General features: G+C 72.2%; 22 protein-coding genes. 12 read left to right on the top strand and 10 right to left on the bottom strand.

Going from position 1 to position 23,045, the window contains the following annotated elements; all coding sequences use genetic code 11:
• The first annotated feature begins 55 nt into the window (after positions 1 to 55).
• Positions 56 to 514, top strand: coding sequence for a hypothetical protein (locus tag ACIOGZ_RS18000; RefSeq protein ID WP_400986412.1), 459 nt, complete (start codon positions 56 to 58; stop codon positions 512 to 514).
• A gap of 17 nt (positions 515 to 531) precedes the next feature.
• On the opposite strand, the gene ACIOGZ_RS17995 is transcribed toward ACIOGZ_RS18000, so the two are convergent.
• Entirely contained in the window at positions 532 to 1,248 is a 717-nt protein-coding gene (locus ACIOGZ_RS17995) for a cyclic nucleotide-binding domain-containing protein (RefSeq protein WP_363583207.1), read from the bottom strand.
• A gap of 237 nt (positions 1,249 to 1,485) precedes the next feature.
• On the opposite strand from ACIOGZ_RS17995, the gene ACIOGZ_RS17990 reads away from it, so the two are divergent.
• From ACIOGZ_RS17990 to ACIOGZ_RS17970, 5 genes are all read left to right on the top strand, one after another.
• Positions 1,486 to 2,265 (top strand): hypothetical protein, encoded by a 780-nt coding sequence (locus tag ACIOGZ_RS17990; protein ID WP_363583205.1) that lies wholly within the window; start codon positions 1,486 to 1,488, stop codon positions 2,263 to 2,265.
• Positions 2,256 to 3,008, top strand: coding sequence for a hypothetical protein (locus ACIOGZ_RS17985; RefSeq protein ID WP_400986411.1), 753 nt, complete (start codon positions 2,256 to 2,258; stop codon positions 3,006 to 3,008). The genes ACIOGZ_RS17990 and ACIOGZ_RS17985 overlap by 10 nt, the downstream gene beginning before the upstream one ends.
• On the top strand, positions 3,005 to 3,301 hold the full coding sequence (locus tag ACIOGZ_RS17980; protein WP_363583201.1) for a DNA-binding protein: 297 nt from the start codon (positions 3,005 to 3,007) through the stop codon (positions 3,299 to 3,301). Before ACIOGZ_RS17985 ends, ACIOGZ_RS17980 begins: the two co-directional genes overlap by 4 nt.
• Complete coding sequence (locus tag ACIOGZ_RS17975; RefSeq protein WP_400986410.1) at positions 3,298 to 4,335, top strand: hypothetical protein; 1,038 nt, start codon at positions 3,298 to 3,300, stop codon at positions 4,333 to 4,335. Before ACIOGZ_RS17980 ends, ACIOGZ_RS17975 begins: the two co-directional genes overlap by 4 nt.
• A gap of 74 nt (positions 4,336 to 4,409) precedes the next feature.
• Entirely contained in the window at positions 4,410 to 8,633 is a 4,224-nt protein-coding gene (locus tag ACIOGZ_RS17970; protein WP_400986409.1) for a hypothetical protein, read from the top strand.
• A 70-nt stretch (positions 8,634 to 8,703) separates the two neighbouring features.
• Here ACIOGZ_RS17970 and ACIOGZ_RS17965 read toward each other — a convergent pair whose 3' ends face one another.
• The 3 genes from ACIOGZ_RS17965 to ACIOGZ_RS17955 all read right to left on the bottom strand — a co-directional run bounded on the left by ACIOGZ_RS17965 (position 8,704) and on the right by ACIOGZ_RS17955 (position 11,595).
• Positions 8,704 to 9,690: an aldo/keto reductase gene (locus tag ACIOGZ_RS17965; protein WP_363583196.1), complete on the bottom strand. Its 987-nt coding sequence runs from the start codon at positions 9,688 to 9,690 to the stop codon at positions 8,704 to 8,706.
• Positions 9,691 to 9,802: 112 nt separating this feature from the next.
• Positions 9,803 to 10,624: an ABC transporter permease gene (locus tag ACIOGZ_RS17960; RefSeq protein ID WP_363583194.1), complete on the bottom strand. Its 822-nt coding sequence runs from the start codon at positions 10,622 to 10,624 to the stop codon at positions 9,803 to 9,805.
• Positions 10,624 to 11,595 carry an ATP-binding cassette domain-containing protein gene (locus ACIOGZ_RS17955; RefSeq protein WP_363627496.1) on the bottom strand — a complete coding sequence of 324 codons (972 nt, stop codon included), beginning with the start codon at positions 11,593 to 11,595 and terminating at the stop codon, positions 10,624 to 10,626. Before ACIOGZ_RS17955 ends, ACIOGZ_RS17960 begins: the two co-directional genes overlap by 1 nt.
• 100 nt (positions 11,596 to 11,695) lie before the next feature.
• Between ACIOGZ_RS17955 and ACIOGZ_RS17950 the strand changes: the two genes are divergently transcribed.
• The gene (locus ACIOGZ_RS17950; protein WP_363583190.1) at positions 11,696 to 12,430 is read left to right on the top strand and encodes a TetR/AcrR family transcriptional regulator C-terminal domain-containing protein; all 735 of its coding nucleotides are present in this window, start codon (positions 11,696 to 11,698) and stop codon (positions 12,428 to 12,430) included.
• Positions 12,431 to 12,495: 65 nt separating this feature from the next.
• Here the strand turns inward: ACIOGZ_RS17950 and ACIOGZ_RS17945 are convergent, their stop codons facing one another.
• The 4 genes from ACIOGZ_RS17945 to ACIOGZ_RS17930 form a co-directional block, all read right to left on the bottom strand.
• Complete coding sequence (locus ACIOGZ_RS17945) at positions 12,496 to 13,944, bottom strand: PLP-dependent cysteine synthase family protein (RefSeq protein ID WP_400986408.1); 1,449 nt, start codon at positions 13,942 to 13,944, stop codon at positions 12,496 to 12,498.
• A 240-nt stretch (positions 13,945 to 14,184) separates the two neighbouring features.
• Positions 14,185 to 14,925, bottom strand: a complete 741-nt coding sequence (locus ACIOGZ_RS17940; protein WP_363583186.1) for a hypothetical protein — start codon at positions 14,923 to 14,925, stop codon at positions 14,185 to 14,187.
• An 18-nt stretch (positions 14,926 to 14,943) separates the two neighbouring features.
• A complete protein-coding gene (locus ACIOGZ_RS17935) occupies positions 14,944 to 15,135 on the bottom strand; it encodes a hypothetical protein (RefSeq protein ID WP_350887235.1) in 192 nt (63 codons plus the stop codon).
• A complete protein-coding gene (locus ACIOGZ_RS17930) occupies positions 15,132 to 15,575 on the bottom strand; it encodes an ATP-binding protein (RefSeq protein WP_363583184.1) in 444 nt (147 codons plus the stop codon). Before ACIOGZ_RS17930 ends, ACIOGZ_RS17935 begins: the two co-directional genes overlap by 4 nt.
• Positions 15,576 to 15,753: 178 nt before the next feature.
• Between ACIOGZ_RS17930 and ACIOGZ_RS17925 the strand changes: the two genes are divergently transcribed.
• The 5 genes from ACIOGZ_RS17925 to ACIOGZ_RS17905 all read left to right on the top strand — a co-directional run bounded on the left by ACIOGZ_RS17925 (position 15,754) and on the right by ACIOGZ_RS17905 (position 20,469).
• Positions 15,754 to 16,614 (top strand): helix-turn-helix transcriptional regulator, encoded by an 861-nt coding sequence (locus ACIOGZ_RS17925; RefSeq protein WP_363583182.1) that lies wholly within the window; start codon positions 15,754 to 15,756, stop codon positions 16,612 to 16,614.
• Positions 16,611 to 16,844 (top strand): DUF397 domain-containing protein, encoded by a 234-nt coding sequence (locus ACIOGZ_RS17920; protein ID WP_363583180.1) that lies wholly within the window; start codon positions 16,611 to 16,613, stop codon positions 16,842 to 16,844. The genes ACIOGZ_RS17925 and ACIOGZ_RS17920 overlap by 4 nt, the downstream gene beginning before the upstream one ends.
• A 206-nt stretch (positions 16,845 to 17,050) precedes the next feature.
• Complete coding sequence (locus tag ACIOGZ_RS17915) at positions 17,051 to 18,571, top strand: glycosyl hydrolase family 18 protein (protein WP_400986405.1); 1,521 nt, start codon at positions 17,051 to 17,053, stop codon at positions 18,569 to 18,571.
• 153 nt (positions 18,572 to 18,724) lie between these two features.
• Complete coding sequence (locus ACIOGZ_RS17910; protein ID WP_400803536.1) at positions 18,725 to 19,867, top strand: serine hydrolase domain-containing protein; 1,143 nt, start codon at positions 18,725 to 18,727, stop codon at positions 19,865 to 19,867.
• Positions 19,864 to 20,469 (top strand): hypothetical protein, encoded by a 606-nt coding sequence (locus ACIOGZ_RS17905; RefSeq protein ID WP_400986403.1) that lies wholly within the window; start codon positions 19,864 to 19,866, stop codon positions 20,467 to 20,469. Before ACIOGZ_RS17910 ends, ACIOGZ_RS17905 begins: the two co-directional genes overlap by 4 nt.
• 78 nt (positions 20,470 to 20,547) lie before the next feature.
• Here the strand turns inward: ACIOGZ_RS17905 and ACIOGZ_RS17900 are convergent, their stop codons facing one another.
• Complete coding sequence (locus tag ACIOGZ_RS17900) at positions 20,548 to 21,357, bottom strand: alpha/beta hydrolase (protein WP_363583172.1); 810 nt, start codon at positions 21,355 to 21,357, stop codon at positions 20,548 to 20,550.
• Positions 21,358 to 21,480: 123 nt separating this feature from the next.
• Positions 21,481 to 22,995: a hypothetical protein gene (locus tag ACIOGZ_RS17895; RefSeq protein ID WP_400986401.1), complete on the bottom strand. Its 1,515-nt coding sequence runs from the start codon at positions 22,993 to 22,995 to the stop codon at positions 21,481 to 21,483.
• Positions 22,996 to 23,045: the final 50 nt, after the last annotated feature.

Raw genomic sequence — 23,045 nt, 5'->3', positions numbered from 1 at the left:
CCGTCACCCCACCGATCGGAGCCCCATGCCCACGCCCGCACCTACGCCCATGCCCATGCCCGTGCCCACGCCGGCCTCCACCCCCCGACCCGCCTCCCGCGCCGCCGCCTTCGCCGCCGCCTACGCCCTCCTCCGCGCCTCCGCCACCCTCGCCGACCACTGGATCCAGACCGACCACCAGGCCGGCACCAAGGGCCGGCCCACCCCGGCCGGCCGCCGCGCCTGCACCGCACACGTCGCCGCCTACACCGCCACCCAGGCCGCCGCCCTCCTCCTCGGCACCCGCGCCCTCGGCCTCCGCCCCAAACCCCGCCGCCTCCTCGCCGCCCTCGCGCTGTCCGCCGCCACCCACTACCTCGCCGACCGCCGCGAACCCCTCCGCCGGGCGGCCGACTTCACCCGGCGGGGAGACTTCGTGCGGCTCGCCGACCACGGCATGAACGGCGCCTACCTCCTGGACCAGGCCTGGCACCACGTGTTCGAGACCGGCGCCGCCCTGATCGCCGCGACGTGACAACGGCCGTCAACCGCTCACGACAGTCCGCCGAGCCGCGCGGCGGCGGCGCGCAGACCCTCGGGGTCCTCGACCACGAGCCGCCCCCGCCGACCGGCCAGCGTCCCGCCGAACGGCGTCACCGACACGACCTGCCGTACCTGCTTGGCGCCGATGCCCAGGCAACTTGCGAGATCCCTTTGGACAACCGGAAGTTGGACGTCATTCGCCACACTCCGCGTAATCCCCTCCTCGTGGTCGAGCAGCGGCACAAGGACCCATGCGACCCGGGCCCGGTTGTCGCCGGGCTGCGCCAGCATCTGGGCCTCCCAGTGTCGGCCGGCGATGTACGACGAGATCGCCAAACCGTAGTCGCGCTGGAAACCGGGGCTCCGAAACGTCTCCCCGGGCACGATCGCCACCTCACAGTCGGTGTACGCCGTCACCGTGGCCGTCCGCACGCCGAAACCGAGCACCGCGAGGTCCCCGATGAGGTCGCCGCCACGCCGGAAGGCAAGCAGCCGCTTACCCGCACCGGCACGACCCCCGATCTGGTCGACCCTCACCACACCTCTGATCACGACGATCACGAAGGCGCCCACGTCGCCCTGCCCCACCAGCTTCCGGCCCGCCGGAAGCTTCCTCCGCTCGGTGCCCTTGAGGACGCCGTTCCACGCGGCCGGCCCCACGAGCGCCTGAAAGGTCCGGTTCGGGCCCATGAGCAGCCCCGACGAGGAGTTGTTGCACAAGTTCATGGCGGGAGATTAGGGGAGCGATCGCCAACCAAGGCCCGGGTAGGACGAGTTGGCGCATGAGGCGCGATCCGCCCGGCACCGGCTGCTACCCTGCCGCGCCCCTTCGCCGGCCACGAACCAGGTGTGGCGCAGGACACATGGCTAAGGGGTCGCGGGCCCCCTAATCCTCGCCGGCCGACCGCAGACTCTTCGTCGTCAGCCCGGCGACCGCCGAACCTTGCGTTCCTGGAGACCGCCATGCCCGAACCCCCGTCACTCCCCGGCATCGTCAGTCGGCCCCTGCCGCCGCTCTCCGGCCTGCTCTGCGTCGACCTGAAGGGCTTCACCAGTTTGCCCGGCGCCGTCCACGCGCCGGTCAGTGCCTACCTTGAGGAGATCCTGGACGCCGCCCTCACCGCAGCCGGCCTCGACGACCTCCGGACCACAAAGCGGTTCCCCGTCAACTCCGGCGACGGGGTCACGTTCGGCTTCGATCCCACACTGCTGGGATTCGTCGTCCACCCCTTCCTCGACCGCCTCGACGAGAAACTCGCCAAGCACAACGCCGATTCGGGCCACGTCCGACTGCGAATGCGGGTCAGCGTCCACTCCGGCCACGTGGCGCCCGAAGGCGTACCCGGCGAGGGGAACGGGCCCGCGAGGAACGAACTGCACCGACTGCTCGACTCCCAGGAGGTCAAGGCCGTCCTGGCCAAGGCCAGCGAGGAGACGACGCACCTGGTGGCGATCGTCTCCGACCGGGTGTACGAGGACGCGGTCGTGTCCCGGCACACCGGCCTGCACCCCGACCGGTTCCGCCGCATCCTGGCGACCGTCCCCGACAAGGAGTTCGCCCGTCGGGCGTGGCTGTACATCCCCACCCCCTCAGGCAACCTCCTCATCGCCCCCGACAGCGCCCCACACCAGCCGCCCAGGGAAGTCGGAAGGCTTTCCCGAGCGATCAACCGCTTTCACTCGGCGCTCAAGCCCTACATCGACCCGCACCGTTCGACTGGAGGAACCGCCCCATGGCTCTGATCACGTACAACAGTGTGCTCGACGTCATCCACCAGCGGGTGACCAGCGCCGCCCATTTGCGGCCGAACGCTCTCCAGGTCGAGGTCGGCGGAGCAACCCGCCTCCTCGAGCTGCCGCAGGCGCGCGCAGCCCTGTACGAGCAGCCGGTTGACGAGTCGCTGCGCCGCGAGATCTGGCGTCGTGCCGTCGCACTCGCTCAGCACGACTCGCTGGCCATGGCCATCGGCTCGACGGAGGTAGCCGGGTGGGTCGAGGCCGTGGTCTGGCTCGCCCTGCCTCGGCTTCAGCGGGTCGCCCGCCAGGCCTCCGCCCGGCTGGGCGCGGACCGGCGCGATGTCGAATCCGAGGTCATGCTCGCCCTGATCGAACGGCTGGCCGAGGTCTCCCCGGACGACCCCGACGTCGGCCCGCAGCTGCTCAAGGCTGCGGGCCGCCGGGGATGGGACTTCGCCCGCCGCTCGGCCTCGGGCGGACGGCCGGTCGAGGACATCGTCGCGGTGGCCGACGCCCGCACCTCGGAATCGGCCGAGGACCTGTGGGATCTCGCGATCACCTCGCCGGACCGCCCGGACGGCCTGACCGCACCGCTGCGCCTCTCCTCCCGCTCGGCGATCGAGGGCGCGCGGCTCGGCGAACTCGCCGACCATCTCGGTCTGCGCGAGGTCGTCCAGCACGCCCATCGGCGCCGCCGGGGCCCGCGGCTCGGGACGCTCCCCCTCCGCCCGGCGGGGGCCGACCGATGACCACCCACGCCCAGGGGGCACTCACCTTCCCCGAGCTGTTCGGGCTCCCACTGGCCGTCGACCTGCGGACCGCCGCGCGCGCGTTCGGCATCTGTCTGGGCACCGCTTACAACCTCGTTCACCGCGGAGTCTTCCCCTGCCCGGTGGTCCGCGCCGGGCACCGCTACCGGGTGCCCACCGTCGGACTGCTCAGCGCCCTCGGCATCGATGAACTCCCCATCTATGAGGATGACTTGTCCCACCTGACAATTGCGCCACCGCTCCCGGGGCTCAGCTGGAAGGACCTCGCATGATCGCTGCGGCCACGGTACCCAAGCCCAGTGTCCCGGAGCCTTCCCAGGGCCACCTGACCTGTGTCGTGATCGGTCCCGCCGGGGACCGCAACGCGTACGACGCCGGCCTGGAGGTCTACCAGCGGATCGTCCGCCCCGCCTGTGCCGCCCTCGGTCTCCGGCCACTCCGCTCGGACCCTGCCCAGCCGGACGAGCTGCGCTACCGGCAGGTACTCGGGGCCGATATCGTCATCGCCGACGTGACCGACGGCAGGCCGTCCGTCATGTACGAGCTCGGTCTGCGCCACACCACCGGGCGGCCCACCCTCCAGATCGGTGAACGCAATCGGCAACCGCCCGGCCTTCCACGCACTGGCAGGGTCGTGTTCGAGCGATCCGAGACCGGTCTCGCACACGCCCGCCGGGATCTCCAGGGCGCACTGGTCCGAGCCCTCCGGGACGGCTTCACGCCGTTCCTCCCCGTTCGGATCCTGCTCGGCCTCCGTTCCCGGCAGGAGCCGACGCCGACCGCCGTCACCACCCCGACCGACCTCTTCGCCACGTTCCAGACGACCATGCCCCCACTGACCGAGGGCCTCAAGGCGGTCACCGGGCTGGTGAACGACATCGCCGCGCTCGCCGAGGAGCTCGTGCCGGACCTGGCTACCGCACCGGACGGCACGGCAGCCGAACGCCTCAGCACCGCGATCGCCCGCCCCGCCGTGGAACTCAGGTCCTGCGCTGCGGAGTTCGCCGCGCTGATTCCCGACATCGATGCCGCCGTACACACCGCGCTCAGCAGACTCGACCACCACCCACAGACCCGCGACAACATCCAGAACCGTGACGTCGCACGCCAGCTCACCGACATGTCCCGGTTCGCCCGCGAGGCTCTCGAAACCCTCCGGCTCCTCCGCATCACCCTGGACTGGCTCACCACCACCGCTCCCACTCTCCACGGGCCGGGCCGAGACATCGCCGCCGCGCTCGACCTCGTCACCGATGCCATGGCCCAGGTCGAGACCTGGGACCGCATCGCCCGTTCTCTGGCGTGACCTGAGGCGCGGGGGCCGTCGGTTCCCCGCGCCGTCCCCCTCCACAGGCCAAGCTCCGCGGAAAGGACTGCGAATTGCCTCTCGGAGTAGATCTCACCCGGCTCCGTAGCGACCTCGGGGCCGCACCGGCCCAGGTGTTCGAGAAGCTCTGCGTCCATCTCTTCCCCGCGATCCTCGAACGCGACTTCGCCCCCGCCATCGCCGGGACGCTGCTGGCTCTCCGGCCCCCGGACGGCGGACTGGAGGCCTGCGCGCGGCTCGCGGACGGTCGGATGGTCGGGATCCAGGCGAAGTACCACGGAAAACTGAGCTCCGCGCTCGGTGCCGTGGACGAGTCCATCAAATCGGCCCTCACCCACCACCCTGACCTCACCGACCTCCTGGTCTTCCTCCCGCAGGACCTCACCGCCGGGGGAGGCGCCGCACCTGGCACGAAGCAGTGGCGGGCGGCGGCCGAGCGGTGGGCGGCGCAGGTCGACCGTGCGCGCCCCGGTTCGCCCATGCGGTTCCTCGCCTACACCAGAAGCGATATCGAGCGCGCCCTCGTATCGCTCGCCGAGGAGGCCATTCCGGCGTACTTCGACCCCGCCTACCTACGGCTGTCCGACCTTCACCGGCACGCCGCGGCCGCCGCCCGCACCGTTCGCCGCCATCGGGGACGGGTCGACATCCAGCCTCCGCCGCTCGCCACCTTCCTGTCCGACGCCCTCGCCGAGCTCGACGACCCTTCGGTACTCGCGAACCGGCTTGCCGAGACCGCATCCGTCCTTCGGGTATGGGATGGCTGGCGCCCGGCGCTCGACGACCTGCCCGCACCGTCCGCCGGTCCGGCAGCGCAGGCCGGCCGGAGATGGACCCGTTCCGACAGCGACCGCGCCCTCTGCGCCGAACAGCTGGACGCGACCGCGAACCTGCTCAACACGGAGAGCCGAACCGACCCGCAGTCCGTTCGCAGACAGATCGACCAGGTGCTCCAACTCTGCGGCCGGGTGACCGAGAGCATCACCGCCATGTACGACGAGCTGCTGGCCGCCGTGTGCGCCGCCAAACCGTTCGACTCGCTCCCGTACGTGCAACGCGCTTCCGTGGGCCGTCTGCTCGCCGCGCTCGACGACCTCCAGACCTGCGGGCACCGGCTCCGGACCGTATGCGACGACCCCGCCCTCGCGGCCCGACAGACCGGCGCCCTCCTCGTCGGCGGCGGTTGGGGAACCGGCAAGTCCTACGGGCTGGGCGGCTGGGTCCAGGAACGCATCACGGACGGCGCGCCCACGGCCTTCGTCTGTGGACACGAGTTCGGTCCGGACGAGGCTTTCGAGGCCCAACTCCCCCGTCGGGTCTCACCCGGCACCCGGGCCCACGGCCTGCGCGACCTGCTCGCGGCCCTCCAACAACAGGCCCTGCTGACCGGCCGTCGCGCCGTGCTCGCAATCGACGCGTTGAACGAGGTCCGCTGCCTGCACGGGGACGTCCGGACGGCGTTCGCCTCCCTGGCCGAACTGGTGCGGCGCTACCCACTGGTGACTCTGGTCGGCACCGTCCGGATGGACACCCGGCCGGCCGGCCCCGTGGGCACCTCGGAGGCGGCCGTCACCCGGGTTCATGGCTTCCTCTGGAATCCCGGGATCTCCCGCCCAGGCCAGGCCTGGCGGGTGTACCAGGACATGTACGGGCTCCCGGAACTGCTGCTCCCGCCGGACGTCTCCGAACTGCGCCGACCGCTGATGCTCGCCGTGCTGGCCTGGTGCCTGCACCGCTCCCCTCAGCCGGCCCCTGGGCCGATCGTCACACCGACCGTCGGCGACCTCTTCCAGTCCTGGCTGCTCATCCTCGACGGCGACTACGCCGCACACCTGGACGCGGCGCACGCGCTCCGCGCCGGTCCGTCGCCGACCCCGGCGCCCCTGGTCACCCTCGCCTGCGAGGTCCTGTCCGAGCAGGTCGGAGAGGAGGGCACCCTCGAATACCGCGCAGCCTGCCAGGTGCTGGCAGACACTCCCGGATTGAGCGATCCGGCCGTGCTCCTGCGCTGGCTGGAGAACGCGGGCGTACTGGCCCTGGATCCGAACACCCGGCACGTCCGCTTCGCGATCCAGCGGTTCGCCGAACACGTCCGAGCCGTGAACCTGCTTCGTGGCCGACGTCCCTCCAGGGCCGTCGCCCGGATCGTTCACGCGGCGCACCGGGCGCGCGACGGCGATCCGGAGTCCGGCCAACGTGCCGACCACCAAAGGATGCTGGAGGCGCTGGCAGGTGCGACACCGCATGTCGTCGAGGGCGCCGAGCTGTCGGACCTGGTGCCCCGTCGACATCGGTCCCTCGTCGCCGGCGCGGTTCTGGAGTCACTGGAGGGCCGGGACCCGAAGCGGGCCGGCCGCTCATCCCGGGCCTTCCTGATCCGGCAGCTTCGCGACCCCGGGTCCGCCCCGAATGCGCTGTACTCCATCCTGGTGAACGCGACCTGCCACAAGCACCCGCTGGGCGTGGAGTTCCTGCAGGATCAGCTGACCGCCTGGCGCCGTAGCCGGTTTGAGCGCCGATTCGCGGGGCCCATCGTCGACCTCCTCGCCGATCCGAACGGAATCGCCCTTCTCCGAAGGCTCGTCCACTGGGCCGAATCCATCGGCCCTCGGGGCGACGCAGTGGTCGAAGAGGTCACCTCTCTGCTGCTCTGGCTCTCCGGCGTCGGCCACCACAGCTTCCGCGACGCCTGCATTCGCACGGCGGCGGACCTCTGGGTGAACCGGCCGGAACTGATCGGCCGACAGCTCACCCGATCGGGCCACCACCGGGACGAACTCGTGGCGGAGGCGACTTGGCTCGCCGCATACGGGGCCCTCGCCCGCAGCTCGCCCACGGGCTCGGACCACCGGATCACGGATCCGATCACAGCTGCGATCACGCGTGCGATCGCTTGGCCGCACCTGCGCATCCACGACGCGGTCCTCGCCGTCCGGGGGGTGCTCCGCCCGGACGCCATCGCAGACAGCACCTTCCCCGCCGTCCCTCTGCGCCGCCCGCGTGTAGCGGTCCTCCCCTTCGGCAGCCGAATCATCGCGCGGGCGGCCTCGACGCTCTCCTGGTGTCCGTTCGAGGAAGAAAGCCCGAGGCCCCGTCAGTCCTGGCTGGCCTCTCGGGCGTGGTTCCTCACCCTCGGACTGCCCAGCCGACTTCTCCACAGAACCGACGCCGGGGAGTTCGACACCTCCAGCCCCGCCGTGGCCAAGGCCCTCCAGCGTGCTCAACAGGAGTGGTTCGCCGAACAGGCCACCCGTGTCCTGCAGACGGCGTCCCCGCCGGATCCGGAAGAACAGGAGGAGGCCCGATACTGTCGGCGCGCCGTCGATCCGACTCTTGGCGCAAGGTGGAGAACCCGTCTCAACACCCTTGCACGATCAGAGAACTGGTGGACACCGCCATTCTCGGCCGCCGAGGCGCGGGCCTCGACGGTCGGACCTCCGGCAGCTCTGACAGAGGTGCTCATCCGTTCCGATCCCACCGGCGCACCATGGCTGCTGCTCAACGGCCTCCACCACCTGCGCAGCGAGGAGGACCAGCCGAAGGAGGATCTGCCACGTCTGCATCTACCGCCACACATCATCCGCCTCACCGACTCCTGGCGGCATGCCTCGCCCGCGCACCGGATCCCCCGGATCCCTCCCGTGCTGCGGGTCGAGTCACACCTGGTGCCACGGAGCGCACTCAGCGGGGCGTTGACGCAGGGCGACGGCGTGCCGAGGCGGCTGCGGCCCCTGGAGAGCTGGCCGGGCCACAGCTTCCTGGCGGAGTACTACACCCGACCCGAGTTCGGCGTGCCGCGCGTCGACTGGTCTGCCCCGCTGCCGACCGTCGTCAATCACCCGGGGAGCCAAGCCGGGCCGCCGGCGTACGGGCGCTTCGCCGACCCGGTCTCCCAGCCCGTCCCAAGCCGCCGGCTCACGGAGGCGCTCAGGGGTCACTGGACCGGCCACCATCTGGACTTCACCGACCCGTCCACAGGTGGCCTCCTACTGACCGATCCCGGGTTCGCCGGCGGAGGGCCCAATGCCATCCTCCTCGCAGGATCCGCCGTCGACCGCCTGCCCGGGGACGACAGCGTGCTGCTCTGGGCCGTGACGCTGGTCGACCCAGGTGAGGCGCGGGCAGCGAGCTGGTCGTCGTACTGCGTCCTCGACTCGGGTTCGGTCCACACACTGCCGTGCCCCGGGCCATCGACTAACCGGAGGGTACCGGCGACGAGATGGCCGCAGCTGGGCCTGACCGACTGGCCCGACGCCTCCTCGAACGGCGCCGGTTGACCTCGCCGATGTCCTGCCCCGCTGTCCTGCCCCGGTCGTACCGCCGGGGCAGGACAGCGCCCGTGCGCGGCTACCAGGCGTAGTCCTCCGGGGCCGGCTGGTGGCCGGGGAAGAGTTCGTCGAGGCGGTCGAGGGTCTTCTGGTCGAGCTTCAGGTCGAGGGCGGCGACGGCGGCGTCGAGGTGGGCGGGGGTGCGGGGGCCGATGATGGGGGCGGTGACGGCGGGGCGGGTGAGGAGCCAGGCGAGGGCGAGGTCGGCGGGCTCGGTGCCGAGGTCGGCGGCGAGGTCCTCGTAGGCCTGGAGGCGGTCGCGGTGGGTGGCGAGGAGTGCGTCGGCCTGGGGCAGGGCGCCGCGGACGCGGGTGCCTTCGCGTTCCTTGCGGAGGATGCCGCCGAGGAGGCCGCTGCGCAGCGGGGACCAGGGCAGCAGGCCGAGGCCGTAGTGCTGGAGGGCGGGGATGACCTCCAGTTCGATGGTGCGGTCGAGGAGGTTATAGAGGGACTGTTCGCTCACCAGGCCGAGGAAGTGGCGGGAGCGGGCGGCCTCCTGGGCCTGGGCGAGGTGCCAGCCGGCGAAGTTGCTGGAGCCGACGTAGATGATCTTGCCCTGGGCGACCAGGACCTCCATCGCCTGCCAGATCTCCTCCCAGGGCGTGTCCCGGTCGATGTGGTGCATCTGGTAGAGGTCGATGTGGTCGGTGTTCAGGCGCCGCAGGCTGGCCTCGACGGCGCGGCGGATGGCGAGGGCGGAGAGCTTGCCCTCGTTGGGCCAGTCGCCCATCGGCCCGTACACCTTGGTGGCGAGGACGGTGCGTTCGCGGCGGCCGCCGCCCTGGGCGAACCAGCGGCCGATGATCTCCTCGGTCCGGCCCCTGAGGTTGCCCTCGCTGTCGCGGCCGTAGGCGTTGGCGGTGTCGAAGAAGTTGATGCCCCGCTCGTGGGCGGTGTCCATGATGCGGTGGGCCTCGGACTCCTCGGTGTGGGGGCCGAAGTTCATGGTGCCCAGGCAGAGTCGGGAGACGGTCAGGCCGGTGCGGCCGAGGTGGGTGTACTCCATGGCGCCCACCTTCGACCGTACCGGCAGCGGTGTCCAGCACATTCCGTCAGACGAAACGGGTGAGCGGACGGACTTACGGACGGACGGACGGATGAACGACCGACCGCCCCGATCAGCGCCCGTGCGTCGCGAACTTCCGTACGGCGAGCGGCATGCAGAGCGCGAGCAGCAGACCGCTCCAGAGCACCGAGGCGAGGACGGCGTGCTGCATGGGCCAGGCGTCGCCGGCCGCCGAGGGGTTGCCGAAAAGTTCGCGGCAGGCCTGGACGACGGCGCTGACCGGGTTCCAGTCGGCGACGACCCGCAGCCACCCGGGCATGCCGCCGGTGGGGACGTAGGCGTTGGTGACCATCGCGATCGGGAAGACCGCGACGGAGAGTTGGCCGGCGGCGTCCTCCTTGCCGATGGCCAGGCCGAGGCAGGTGCCGACCCAGGTCATCACGAAGCGGAAGAGCAGCAGCAGGGCGAACGCGCCCGCCGCGTCCCCGGCGCCCTCGCGCACGCGCCAGCCGGCGGCGAGGCCGACGAGCGCGAGGAGGGTCAGGACGACGACGCTGACCAGCAGGTCGGCGAGGGTCTGCCCGAGCAGCAGTCCGGTGCGGGAGACGGGCATGGAGCGCAGCCGGTCGGTGATGCCGCGGCCGACGTCGCGGGCGGCGCCGACCATGGTCACCATGACGCCGTTGGTGGCGACCATGGCGAACAGGCCGGGCATCAGGAACTCGCGGTAGTCGCCGCCGCCCGGGATCCGCATGGCGCTGCCGAAGACGTACCCGAAGACCACCACCATGATCACGGGGACGCCCAGCGAGGCGGCCAACAGGCCTGGCGAGTGGCGGTAGTTGAGGAGGATGCGGAGCATCGACGTCCAGGTGTCGACGGCCAGCCGGGCGGGGCGGGACGGCATCGGCGCGGGGGCGTACACGGCGGCCATCAGGCGGCCCTCCTCAGGGTTTCGGCGGATTCGCGGGTGAGCGCGAGGAACACGTCGTCCAGCGAGGGGGCCCGTACGGCGGCGTCCTCGGCGGTGATCCCGACGGTGTCCAACTCCCGTACCAGCGAGGGCAGCAGGACGGACACGCCGGGCTGGGTCAGCACCGTCACGGTCCGTTCGGCCGCGTCCACGTGCGCGTCGCCGCCCGAGAGGGTGGACAGCACCACGGCGGCGGCGGCGAGTTGGGCCGGGTCGGCGAGGGTGACGGACAGCTGACTGCCGATCGCGGCCTTGAGCCGGGCCGGTGGGCCGGTGGCGATGGCGGCGCCGTGATCGACGACGACGATGTCGTCGGCGAGCCGGTCGGCCTCCTCCAGGTACTGGGTGGTGAGCAGCACGGTGGTGCCCCCGTCGGCCAACTCCTTGACGGTGTCCCAGATTTCCTGACGGCTGCGCGGGTCGAGCCCGGTGGTCGGCTCGTCGAGGAAGAGCACCGGGGGGCTGGTGACCAGGCTGGCGATGAGGTCGAGGCGTCGGCGCATGCCGCCGGAGTAGGTGCGGACGAGCCGGTCGCCGGCCTCGGTGAGGTCGAAGCGTTCGAGCAGTTCGTCGGCGCGGGCACGGGCGCGGCGGGCGCCGAGGCGGTGCAGCCGACCGAACAGGTGGAGGTTGTCGCGCCCGGTGATGCCCTCGTCGACGGCGGCGTACTGCCCGGCGAGGCCGATGGCCCGGCGGACGTCCTCGGCGGCGCTGACGACGTCGTGGCCGGCGACGCGGACGGTGCCCCGGTCTGGGGCGACGAGGGTGGCGAGGACGCGGACGGCGGTGGTCTTGCCGGCGCCGTTGGGGCCGAGCAACCCGCAGACGGTGCCGGCGGGAACGGCGAGGTCGAGGCCGCGGAGGGCCTCGGTGGTCCCGAATCGTTTCTCCACGCCTGCCATCTCGATGGCGGGTCGGGCGGTGTCGGACATGGCTCTGCCCCTTCTCTAGGTACAGCGTACGTAGAAGCGTGGGTCAGATGCTACTACGTACGTCGTACGTATCTAAGATGGGGGGCGAGGTGATCATCCAGTGCCGTCCAACGAACCCCCCAGCACCAGCGAGCGCCCGGCCGCCCCCGAGGCGCCCGAACTGATCTGGCTGCGCCCCGAACGCACCGGCCGCGGACCGAAACCGGCCCACAGCCGGACGTCCATCGCCGCCGCGGCCGTCGAGATCGCCGACGCGGAGGGCCTGGACGCCGCCTCCATGCGCCGGGTCGCGGCCGCCCTCGGGGCGGGCACCATGTCGCTCTACAACTACGTGCCGAAGAAGGAGCACCTGCTCGACCTCATGCTCGACGCCGTCACCGCCGAGTACGAGCTGCCGGCCGCGCCGAGCGGCGACGTCCGCGCCGACCTGGCGGCGCTCGCCCGCCAGCAACTCGCCATCTTCCGCCGCCACCCCTGGCTGCCGGCCCTGGTGCTCGCCCGCCCGGGCATCGGCCCCAACGCCCTGCGCTACACCGACCACTTCCTCGCCGTCACCGCCTCCACCGGCCTGGACGGCGGCGCCCGGATGGAGGCCATGGCCCTGTTCAACGGCTTCGTCTGCCAGTACGCCCAGTACGAGCAGACGGCGGCCTCAGGCGCCAAGTGGCAGGCGGAGCTGGTCGGTTACCTCACCCGGGCCGCCATGAGCGGCGAATACCCGCACCTGGCCCAGGCGTTCGCGGCGTCCGGACCGCCCTCCGATCCGGACGCCGCCTTCGACCGCTCGCTGGACCGGGTGATCACGGCCATCCTGGCCCCGCCGACGCCCCGCTGAGCCCGCTGAGCCCGCTGAGCCCGCCGAACGGCCCCGCCCTCAGGCCCCGCCCCCAAACCGCGCCCTCAAGCCCCGCCCCCAAGCCGCGCCCGCGACAGCACCGCCACCGCCCGCCCGTCGACCAGCACCAACACGGCCTCGTGCGCGCCCCCCAGCGCCGCCCGCGCCTCGGCCGGCGACTGCCCGACGCCCACCGCCGGCAGCGCCGGCCCGAGCAGTGCGCCCAACGGACCACCCGGCGAATCACCCGGCGATTCACCCGACGGACCGCCCAACGGATCGCCCGGCTTGGCGCCGCCGTCCGCTAGCGCAGCCGCCAGCACCGCCCGCGACACCGAGCCGACCACCTCCGTCGCGCTCACCCCGTACGGCCTCGCCGCCCGCGCCAGCACCACCGGCGCCACCCCGTCGGGCACGGCGCGCAGCGCCTCCAGCGCCTCGCCGACCGTCGCGCCGGCGTCGACCGCGACCAGCGGGCCGGCCCCGGCGAGCAGCGACCGAAGGCTGTTCGCCGCCTCCGACTCCGCCTCCGCCTCCAGGAAGCCCCACTGCCGCATCCAGTCGTCGCTGTGCACCTTGGACAGGTACGAGCGCCCGGAGTCCGGCAGCAGCACCACCACCAGGTCGTCCGGCCCGAGCCGCCGCGCGACCCGCAGCGCCGCCGCCACCGCCGTGCCCGAGGAAGGACCGGCCAGGATGCCCTCCTCGCGGGCGAGCCGACGGGCCGTCAGCAGCGACTCGCGGTCCGGGATGCGTTCGAAGGCGTCCACCACCTCCGACCGGTAGGCCTGCGGCCAGCGGTCCTCGACGGTGCCGGGGTGGAGGAAGTGCCCGATGCTCTCGACGAACCACGGGCTGCCGTCCCCGCCCCCGTACATCGAGGACTCCGGGTCGGCGCCGATCACGGTCACGGAGCCGCCGGACACCTGCTGGAGGTACCCGCCGGTGCCGGTGACGGTACCGCCGGTGCCGACGCCCGCGACGAAGTGGGTCACCCGGCCGCCGGTCTGCTCCCAGATCTCGGGACCGGTGGTGCGCACATGGGCGTCAGGATTGGCCAGGTTGTCGTACTGGTTGGCGAGCCAGGCGCCGGGGATCTCCTCCACCAGCCGCTGCACGACGTTGAACAGGTGCGCCGGGTCCTCGGCGGGCACGGCCGTCGGGGCGAGCACCACCTCGGCGCCGTACGCCCGCAGGATGTCGGACTTCTCGGGCGCCGACTTGTCGGACACCCCGGCGATCACCCGGTAGCCGCGCTGCCGCCCGACGATGGCCAGCCCGATGCCGGTGTTGCCGGAGGTCGCCTCGACGATCGTCCCGCCCGGCCGCAGCAGGCCGTCCCGCTCGGCGGCCAGCACCATGGACAGCGCGGCGCGGTCCTTGACGCTGCCGCCGATGTTGAGGAACTCGGCCTTGGCGTAGATCGGCGCGGGCAGTCCGGCGCCGAGCCGGGCGAGGCGGAACAGCGGTGTCCCGCCGATCGCGTCGAGTACGGATTCGTGCACTGCGGCCATCACGGCCTCCTTCGATCGGTGTCCGCCCGAGCCTGCCCGAACGCGCGGTCAGATAGTCGCTGGCAGCCCCGGATCGTCGGGGCCGGGCGTGCGAGGGTTCTCGACCTCAAAGGGGCGCGAACAGAGGCGCGTGGTGCCTCTTGCGCGCCCCTCAGATTTGCCGCGCTCCAAAGTGCGCAACGGTGCGGCCTGCGCCCGCCCCGCCGATCGGGGTGTGTGCGGAGAGTGATCGGCGCGCGATCAGATCAGCGGGTCGAAGAGGTCGCGCCCCCAGTGGCCGAGCCAGGACGCGGTGGTGGACCACCGGCCCTGACCTTCCACACCTTCCGTGGACTCGTCGTACGGCAGCACGGCGGTCGGGGCGAGCCAGCCCTCCCCCGGGTCGATGCGGACCCGCAGCAGCTTGAGCGGCTTGCGCAGGGCGACGAACATCCGCAGGTCGTCGGTGTGGGGGCAGTGGGTCTCGTAACGGTCGTGGACGGTACGGCAGATGGACTTGATGTCGGTGTCCGCGAGCAGGAGGTAGCGGCTGCCGGGGCCGAGGTTGACGCAGAGGCGGCGGCGGGCGGTGTCGCGGTCCGGGTACGGCAGGTTCTGGTGGTTGTCGACATGCAGGCCGAGGCACAGGCCGTTCTCGGGCAACCGGTGGGTGACCAACTCGCCGGGCGGGTCGTCGGCCTCGTCCAGGGCAACGTGCAGCGGATCGCCGAGGAGGCCGACGAGCGCGGCGACGGTGTGGACGTCGGTGACGGTCCCGGGGAGGCGGAAGAACTCGACCAGGCCGCTGTCCTTGGTGAAGGGGCCTGGCGCGTAGCGCTCGGGGTGGTCCTCGGGGAGCGGGGACCAGTCGCCGGCGGGGACGAGGGCTCCGTTCTCGTAGTCGGGCTCGCCGTGGACTCTGCGGACGTTGCCGATGTCGCAGCGGGCGCGGAGGGCCGCCGGGTCGCGGAAGGCGATGGCGGCGGGGTGCATGGTCGTCATGGGGTGAGCGGCCTCGGTTCAGTCGTTGTCGTCGTCGGAGTTGTCGCTGTGGCGGTTGATGCCGGTCATCAGGGCGGCGGCCAGGGTGGTCCACCAGACGACGTCGGCGGTGGCCGGCTCGCGCGGCGGAACGAGGTCCGAGGCGAAGCAGGCGAGGGCGAGGCTGGCGGCGGTGATCGCAGCCGTGGTGGCGAGCTTGATGACGCTCAACTTTCGGGCGAGGGAACGTTGCTGTTCGCGGTACGGAGGACGCGCGCCCAGACGCGCTTGCCCGTGCCGCACCGCGCGATCACCCCGAAGTCGACGGCGAGCCGGCGGGCGAGTTCGATCCCACGGCCGCACTCGTTGAAACGGCCCGGACGCCGCTCCAGGAGCGGGAGGTCACTGCGGGGGTCCCAGACTTCGAGGCGGCAGTCGCCGTCGAACTCCTGGAGGTAGAGCCGGACTTCGCCGTCGCCGTGACAGGCGTGGACGACGGCGTTGGTCACGAACTCGGAGGCGATGAGGACGAGGTCGTCGACCGGGTCACCGGCCCAGCCCCAGGAGGTGAGCTGGTCACGGACCAGGCGGCGGGCGGTACGGACCGAGGTCTCGTGCTCGGTGAGGGTGGTCTCCCAGGTTCGGAGGACCGGGTTACGCAAGGTGGACATGAGTCACCCCACACCTTCAGTGGCGTGTTCGTGCGGTCACAGTGAGTGTGGGGCATCGAAAATCGAATTTGCAACCCGAACAATGCCAAGAGAAAAATAAATTATTTGATCTTGGACTTGGCTTGAGCCCTGTAGCACGGCCAGCAAGACTGGGGCCGCAGACCAAGGGAGGGGCGCGTTGAGCAAGGACCCGTCAGCGATCAGGCAGATCCGGCTCGGAGACGAGCTACGAGCATGGCGCACAGAGAACAACAAGACGCTCGCCGACGTGACCGCCGGCCTGAAGGGCTGGAACCCGGCTCGACTCAGCAAGGTCGAGAGGGCGCTGCTGCCGGTGACCGCAGCTGACTTGGCCGCGTTCATGGACCACTGCGGGATCACCGGCCCGGAAAGGGCAGAGATCGAGGCGTTGGCCACTGACGGCCCTTCACGGCACTGGTGGCAGGATCACGAGTTTGCCGACACGATCAGCTCCGCTTTCGCCGAGTACCTCAGTCTTGAGGCCGATGCCACTCAGATGCTCGACTACTACCTGTCGGCCTTCCCTGGACTGCTGCAGACCGAGGATTACGCACGCGAGGTGATCGCCGCCGGTCTCGACGGTCTCAGCGAGGACCAGAACGAGGCTGCTGCCGAGATCCGCATTCTTCGCCAACGCAGGCTCACCAAAGCGCCACTACTCAATCTCGACGCCTACTTTGGCGAGGTGGCCCTACTCGTCGGCGGCGACGAAGAGGTTCTTGCCGGTCAGATCCGGCACGTTCTCAAGGTGGCTCAGTACCCCAACGTCATCCTTCGCATGGTTCCGCTCAGCGCTGGGCGACCTGGGATTCTGGCGTCGGGGCTTACGCTTCTTCGCTTCCCTGGGGAGCCAGGTGAGAGCTTCGCATTCGTCGAAGCCGTCGGCGGTATGCTCCCGCGTAAATCGGGACGTGAAGTCCGTCGGGCCGAGCGGGCCTTCGCTCGGCTGAAGCGGTGCGCGCTTTCGCCGACCGCCACCATTGCCGCCCTTGAACGCAAGTTGGAAGAGATCACGTGAGCGAGAAGCGCGACCCGTACAACCACAACCCCGCCGACGCCGACTGGGCCAAGTCCCCCTTCTCCGGCGACTCCAATGGCAACTGCGTGATCATCGCCCGCTTCCCCAACGGCGACGTCTGGCTCGGCGACGACAAGAACCCCGGCCGCCCCCACCTCGCCTTCGACCAGGCCGAATGGACCGCCTTCGTCCAGGCCATCGAAGCCCGCGACCCCCGCTTCACCGCCTAACTGGCCACCGCCCCGCACCACCCTGCGCCGCTCACCGCATGCCCTGCGGTGAGCGGCGTCGGCATTACCGCTCATCTGATCGACCGTCAACCAGTTCGTCCGAACCGCCCCACACGCACAGCTCCCGCCATTACGCTCCCAAGCGTGATCACGCCCGGCGTCGATCCGGGCGCATTCCGTCATCCCCACCACAGGGAGCGCATGCCATGAGCGAGCTGGTGTACCCGTCCGACCCCGGCCTCAACGGCCAGGCGGTGGACGCGGCCGAGCGCACGTACGAGATGAACGGCTTCGACCCGGCGCGGGAGGACTCGAAGCTCTCCTTCACCCCCTGCCGGGTCGCCAAGCCCGCCTTCAACACCTACCGGCGCAGCGGCGAGCAGACCGTGTCCGGCTTCCTGGACACCACCTGGGCCTACGACAGCCGCCTGACCGACGACACCGGCGGACCCACCGGCGGGCCGGGCGCGGACGTCACCCGGCTGGAGGCCGCGAACGGCGCCTTCGACGAGATCGTGGTCGGCCTGGTCGGCCTCGTCGGCGGCCGGGGCAGCCTGGGGCCCGCCACCGCCCAGGCCGCCCAGGACTTCGGCATCGCCTCCTCCGAGCGCGGCGCCGTGACCTTCATCGACGCCTGGAGCGCGGCGGCCGCCTACCTCGGCTACGGGTTCGACGGCTGGGTCTCCAACGACTACCAGGACCTGTTCACCCAGCAGCAGGCCCAGGGCCTGCTGGGCGCCGCCCGTCGCCTCAAGGAGCGCAACCCGGACCTCGCGGTCGGACTGCACATCGGCGGCTGGGACCTGAGCGAGGCCTTCCACGCCATCGCGCAGGAGCCCGCCTCCCGGCGGCGGTTCGCCCAGTCCGTGGTACGGATCTTCCGCGCCTTCCCGATGTTCTCCACCCTCCACCTGGACTGGCGCTGGCCCGGCTCGGCCGGCGCCCCGGAGGCGGGGTACGGCCCGGAGGACGCCGGGAACTTCGCCGAACTCATCCGCGAGACCAGGGCCGCGCTGTCCGCCGCCGACCGGAGCGCGACGATCGCCGTCGCGGTGCCGGCCTCCGCCGCCCAACTGGACGCGATGAACGTCCCGCTCCTGGTCGAGGCCGGCGCCGACCGGCTGGACCTGATGTCCTTCGACTTCTTCGGCAGCCCCTGGTCCGCCGGGCTCGGGCACCACACCTCGCTTCGCCGCGACCCGAGCAGCAGCCAGACGGACTGCGTCGACAACGCCGTCACCCACCTGATCGAGCACGCCGGCGTGGCCCCGCACCGCATCCACCTCGGCTACGCCACCACCACCCGCAACGCCAAGCGGGCCCGGCTCACCCGCAGCTCGCCCCTGCGCGGCACGTACGACACCGCGTCGGGCCAGACGGTCGGCTCCTTCGCCCCCGGCACGAGCACCTACGCCGACGTGCTGCGCAACTACCTCGACCTGGAGCAGGGCGAGGGCCGCAACGGCTTCGAGCTGTACACGGACATCTCCGCCGACGCCGACTACCTCCACAACCCGAGCACCGGCGTCTTCCTCTCCCTCGACACCCCGCGCTCCGTCCGCGCCAAGGCCGAGTACGCCCGCGCCCGGGGCCTCGGCGGCCTGTTCGCCGAGCACGCCGAGGCCGACCCCGGCGTGCTCACCAACGCCGCCCGCGAGGGCCTGGGGCACACCGCCACCGCGACGGCCGTCGACATGAAGCCCCTCTACGTCACCGGCCGCAGCTGACGGCGGGCGACGGACCACCGCCCGGGCGCCGGCTCCCCACCGCCGCCCGGGTGGGAAACCGGTCGTGCCGACCGCCCCGACGCCGTACCGTGGTCCGGTCGACGATCTTGGGGCCAGCGGCTCCACGTGAACGAAGGAACGGGGCGGAACACCATGCAGCAGTACCAGGGCTGGACCGACGAACGGTTCGGCGCCGTGGCGGACGTCTTCGCCCGCAACTTCGACGAGTTCCCCGAACTCGGCGCCGCCGTCACGGTGTTCTCCGGCGGCCGCAAGGTGGTCGAGCTGTGGGGCGGGACGGCCGACGAACGCACCGGCCGGGCCTGGACGCAGGACACCGTCGTCCCGGTCTTCTCCTGCGCCAAGGGCGCGGTGAGCATCAGCGCCCACCTGCTCGCCCAGCAGGGCCGCCTCGACCTCGACGCGCCGATCGCCCGCTACTGGCCCGAGTTCGCCCGCCACGGCAAGCAGGACATCACCACCCGCATGATCCTCGGCCACCGCGCGGGCATCCCGGCCCTGGACGCGGTGCTGTCCTTCGAGGAGATCGCCGGCTGGGCTCCCGTCGTCCGCGCGATCGAGGCGCAGGAGCCGCTCTGGGAGCCCGGCACGGCCTACGAGTACCACGGCCACGTCCTGGGCTTCGCGGTCGGCGAGGTGATCCGCCGGATCACCGGGCTCACGCCGGGCGAGTTCCTCCGCAAGGAGATCGCCGAGCCGCTCGGCCTGCCGGTCCGGATCGGCCTGCCGGAGAGTGAACTCCCGCGCCTGGCCCGGCTGGTGGAGGCGGAGGGCCGCCGTCCGATGCCCGGCCCGGAGCACCTGCTGACCCGGATCGTGACGATGAACGGCGCCCTGGTCTTCCCCGGCCTGGACGTGCCGCACGGCTGGAACGACCCGGCCCTGCACGCGATCGAGCTGCCCGGCGCGGGCGCGGTCGCCTCCGCCACCGGGCTGGCGGGGCTGTACGCGGCCGCCGCCACCGGCCTGGACGGCGGCCCGCGCCTGCTCTCGCACGAGACCGTCACCGACGCGGTGCGCGAAGTCTCCTCCGGCGCGGGCTTCCTGGGCTTCGACATGGGCGCCCGCTGGGGTTCCGGCCTGCTGCTCGACTCCCCCGCCTTCCGCCCGCTGCTGGGCGCGCGCAGCTTCGGCAACGACGGCGCGGGCGGCCAGTTCGCCTTCGGGGACGACGAGTTCGGCGTCGGCTTCGGCTACGTCGCCAACCGGATGATCGGCCACGGCGACGCCCGCGCCAACCGGCTGATCGAGGCGGTGCGCGGGTGCCTGGGATGACGGACTTCCTCGCGCGGCTCACCGCGCTGGCGGCCACCGGCGGCCTGGACGGTCCGGACGGGCTGCGCTACAACGCCCCGCTGCCCGAACTCGCCGGCCACTACGGCGATCCCTGGGACGGCGGGCGGATCCACCGCGAGTCCCGCTGGCCGCACGGCTTCAGCTGGGGCGACGTGCAGACGGTGTTCTGCCACTGCCGCCGGCTCCAGTCGCTGTCCCTGCCCGTGTGGCACGGCGAACTCGAACTCCCGCTGGCCGGTGGCGGGTTGCTGACGCTCGACACGCACGTCACCGAGTCGGCCCTGATCGCCGCGCTGACCGCCGCCGGCTGCCGCTGGGAGACCGTGACGTACGAGAACGTCCCCGACCAGCGCACCCTGGAGGTGGCGGTGGCCGAGGAGGTCCGGGTGGCGTTCGTCCTCACCGACCGCGACGGCCACCAGGCCCGCGACGGCCACGCGGCCCCCGAGGGCCATGATGACGCGCCGCCGCCAGACGACTGGGTGCTGAACAAGGCCCTGCTGTGGGGCTACGACCACACCGACTGCCCCGAGCCGGACCGCACCCTCCCGGACGACGGCTGGGGCGCCTCGCCCAACTGACGCGTGCGGTCGGCCCGTTACGCCCGGCCCGTTACGCCCCAGCGCGCAACGGGCCGGGCGCGCTCCCGGAGTGGGGGCTCACGCCAGGGCGCGCGGCAGCACCACCCGCACCCATTCCTCCGGCTGCGACAGGTGCGGTGCGTGGCCGGCACCCCGGTACAGGTGTCGTTCCACCTTCGACAGGGTGAGGTCGATGATGTCCAGCACCTCGCCGTACATCGGCGGACTGTTGTCACTCTGCGTGAGTAGAGCCGGTTCCGTGAAGCGGGCCAACGCGTTCAGGTCGAGGTCCAGGGCGTCCGGGTCCCGCAGCTCGTCCAGGTAGGTCGGCGCGTTGCGCACGTACGTGTGCCGCACCGGCGCGGGCAGCTGTGCCCAGGCCCCCGGCCCGAAGGTGACCGTCTCCACGAACAGCTCCGCCGCCGCGGCCGACTCGGCCTGCTCCAGCAGCTCCCGGACGGCGGTGATCCGGTCGGCGAGCGCGGTGGCGACCGGCCTCAGCTCGGGGTCGGCGAGCAGGATGCCGGCGCCGGGCGGCTCGTGCACGGCGATCCCCCGCAGCAGGTCGGGCCGGGCGGCGGCGAGCCGCAGCGTGATCAGCGAACCGTACGAGTTCCCGCAGACGAACGCCGGCGCGAGTCCGAGCCCGTCGATCAGCCCGGCCAGGTCGGCCGCGTCCTCGTGGACCGAACCCTGGGTGAGCGGGTCCTCACTGCGGCTGTGGCCCCGCCGGTCGTAGGCGACGACGGTGGTCGACTCGGCCAGGCCCGGCATCACGCGCGCCCAGCTGTCGGCGTCGCTCCACGAGCCGTGCACCAGGACGACGCCGGGCCCCTCGCCACGGGCCTCGTAGTGCAGCGACACCCCGTTCACCCTGATCTCGGCCATCACGAGCCTCCCGATCTCGGCGGTGCTCCCCCACCAGCCTGACACAGCCGCTCGGGGCGGCACCCCCGGGCCGTGGCCGTGACCGAGCGTGACGAACAACGGGCGATCAAGCGCCCCGCAAGCTCAGCCCATGCCCCGAGCCGGCGGCTCGTCCCGCGTGCCGTCCTCCGCCACCACCGTGAACCGGCCGGGCCCGGAGACCGACAGGTCCACCGGGTGGACGGACTTGGAGTCGTTGACGTCCAGTTCACTGCTCTTCCGCCCGGTCGCGGCGTCGACCCGGGTCAGCTTGTCCCGGGTCAGCGCCCACACCGACGCGCCGTCCACCAGCAGCCCCGTCACCTGGTCGTCCAGCCCGGACGTCCAGCGCTTACCGCCGTCGGCGAGCGAGTAGGCGACCAGGCGCCCGGTGGCGATGCGGCTGGGGTTCTTCCCCCCGCTGATCCGGACGTCGTCCGGCTTCTCGCCGGGGACGATCAGCTGGTCGCCGACGACCACCCCGCCGAACAGCGGGCGGGCGGCGAACGCGTCGTACGCGTGGGCGCCGCCCAGCATGACGTCGAGGTCGTACTCGTCCCCCGCGACCGGGATCGACGCCCGCTGCCGCCCCGCCCCGTCGAAGCTGAGCACGGCGTGCGTCCCGCGCTCGCCCTGCGCGTCGACCCAGACCGCGAGGGGCTCGGTGGAGACCACCGCGACGTCCTTCAGCCCGCCCGTGACCGGCAGGGCGACCCGGGTCCGCTCCCGCCCGTCCGCCGGGGCCAGCGACCGCAGCACCGGCGCGGCGTCGCCGCACTGCGCGACCGTCACCACCTCCGCCGCCCCGCCCGCCACCTGCAACGGCGAGCAGCCGGCGTCCGCGTCGCCGCGCCAGGAAGCGCGCCCGTCGGCCAGGTGCACCGCGCGCCAGCCGGTCCGCTCCTGGAGGACGGCCTCGTCCCCGGCGACGGCGAGCAGATCGGGCGCCGCCGTGTCCCCGACGCGGCCGGGCGCGTCCGCCGCGGCGGTCCAGGCGGCCTTGCCGTCGGCGAGGTTGAGCGCCGTCACCGCCGCGCACGGCCGGTCGTGCGGGGAGTGGCCGAGCAGTCCGAGGCCGTGGCCCGTCCCGCGGCTCATGGCGCAGACGGAGTCCTCGCCCGGCGGCGTCCACCGCCACGCGACCTGCCCGGTGGTGCCGCGGTAGGCCACCACCTGGTCGGGCCGGACCCGCACCACCACGTCCCCGCTGGTCCAGCTGCCGACGGCGCGGATCGACGACGGCCGGTCCAGCGGCGCCTCCCAGGCGTCGTTGAGGCCGGTCCCGGCGAAGGAGACGAACGCGGCGAGCCCGAACAGGATCCCCACGGCGACCGCGGGGAGGCCGCGCCGGGGGTGGAGCAGCGCCCACAGCAGGCCGGCCCCGCAGGGCATCAGGCCGAGGATGCTGACGATGCCCATGAAGTCGAGGCTCTCGCCGCCGTACCCCTGGGACGGCCCGATCAGCACGGCCAGGCCCATGCTCGCGAACATGGCCCCCAGCACCCCGCCGGAGACCACCATCCAGGCCTCCTTGTCCATGGCGAACCCGCCCCTGGCGAGGCGGACGGACCTGCGGGCCCGCCCGGCCCCGGCGGCACTGTCCACGGGCCCCTCGGCCATGTCGGTCACTCCCCCGTCAAGCGCCGCCCACGCACGAACGACGATCATCG

This window comes from Kitasatospora sp. NPDC088160 (assembly GCF_044741445.1).
GTDB lineage: Bacteria > Actinomycetota > Actinomycetes > Streptomycetales > Streptomycetaceae > Kitasatospora.
The sequence above is the reverse complement of the archived record's forward strand: the minus strand, read 5'-3'. Positions and strand labels throughout refer to the sequence as shown.

Coding starts and splice junctions, on each gene's coding strand:
- ACIOGZ_RS17975 (WP_400986410.1), top strand. CDS start 3,298: ATGATCGCTGCGGCCACGGTACCCAAGCCCAGTGTCCCGGAGCCTTCC.
- ACIOGZ_RS17960 (WP_363583194.1), bottom strand. CDS start 10,624: ATGGCCGCCGTGTACGCCCCCGCGCCGATGCCGTCCCGCCCCGCCCGG.
- ACIOGZ_RS17905 (WP_400986403.1), top strand. CDS start 19,864: ATGACGGACTTCCTCGCGCGGCTCACCGCGCTGGCGGCCACCGGCGGC.
- ACIOGZ_RS17915 (WP_400986405.1), top strand. CDS start 17,051: ATGAGCGAGCTGGTGTACCCGTCCGACCCCGGCCTCAACGGCCAGGCG.
- ACIOGZ_RS17945 (WP_400986408.1), bottom strand. CDS start 13,944: ATGGCCGCAGTGCACGAATCCGTACTCGACGCGATCGGCGGGACACCG.
- ACIOGZ_RS17900 (WP_363583172.1), bottom strand. CDS start 21,357: ATGGCCGAGATCAGGGTGAACGGGGTGTCGCTGCACTACGAGGCCCGT.
- ACIOGZ_RS17910 (WP_400803536.1), top strand. CDS start 18,725: ATGCAGCAGTACCAGGGCTGGACCGACGAACGGTTCGGCGCCGTGGCG.
- ACIOGZ_RS17895 (WP_400986401.1), bottom strand. CDS start 22,995: ATGGCCGAGGGGCCCGTGGACAGTGCCGCCGGGGCCGGGCGGGCCCGC.
- ACIOGZ_RS17985 (WP_400986411.1), top strand. CDS start 2,256: ATGGCTCTGATCACGTACAACAGTGTGCTCGACGTCATCCACCAGCGG.
- ACIOGZ_RS17955 (WP_363627496.1), bottom strand. CDS start 11,595: ATGTCCGACACCGCCCGACCCGCCATCGAGATGGCAGGCGTGGAGAAA.
- ACIOGZ_RS17990 (WP_363583205.1), top strand. CDS start 1,486: ATGCCCGAACCCCCGTCACTCCCCGGCATCGTCAGTCGGCCCCTGCCG.
- ACIOGZ_RS18000 (WP_400986412.1), top strand. CDS start 56: ATGCCCGTGCCCACGCCGGCCTCCACCCCCCGACCCGCCTCCCGCGCC.
- ACIOGZ_RS17930 (WP_363583184.1), bottom strand. CDS start 15,575: ATGTCCACCTTGCGTAACCCGGTCCTCCGAACCTGGGAGACCACCCTC.
- ACIOGZ_RS17995 (WP_363583207.1), bottom strand. CDS start 1,248: ATGAACTTGTGCAACAACTCCTCGTCGGGGCTGCTCATGGGCCCGAAC.
- ACIOGZ_RS17940 (WP_363583186.1), bottom strand. CDS start 14,925: ATGACGACCATGCACCCCGCCGCCATCGCCTTCCGCGACCCGGCGGCC.
- ACIOGZ_RS17965 (WP_363583196.1), bottom strand. CDS start 9,690: ATGGAGTACACCCACCTCGGCCGCACCGGCCTGACCGTCTCCCGACTC.
- ACIOGZ_RS17980 (WP_363583201.1), top strand. CDS start 3,005: ATGACCACCCACGCCCAGGGGGCACTCACCTTCCCCGAGCTGTTCGGG.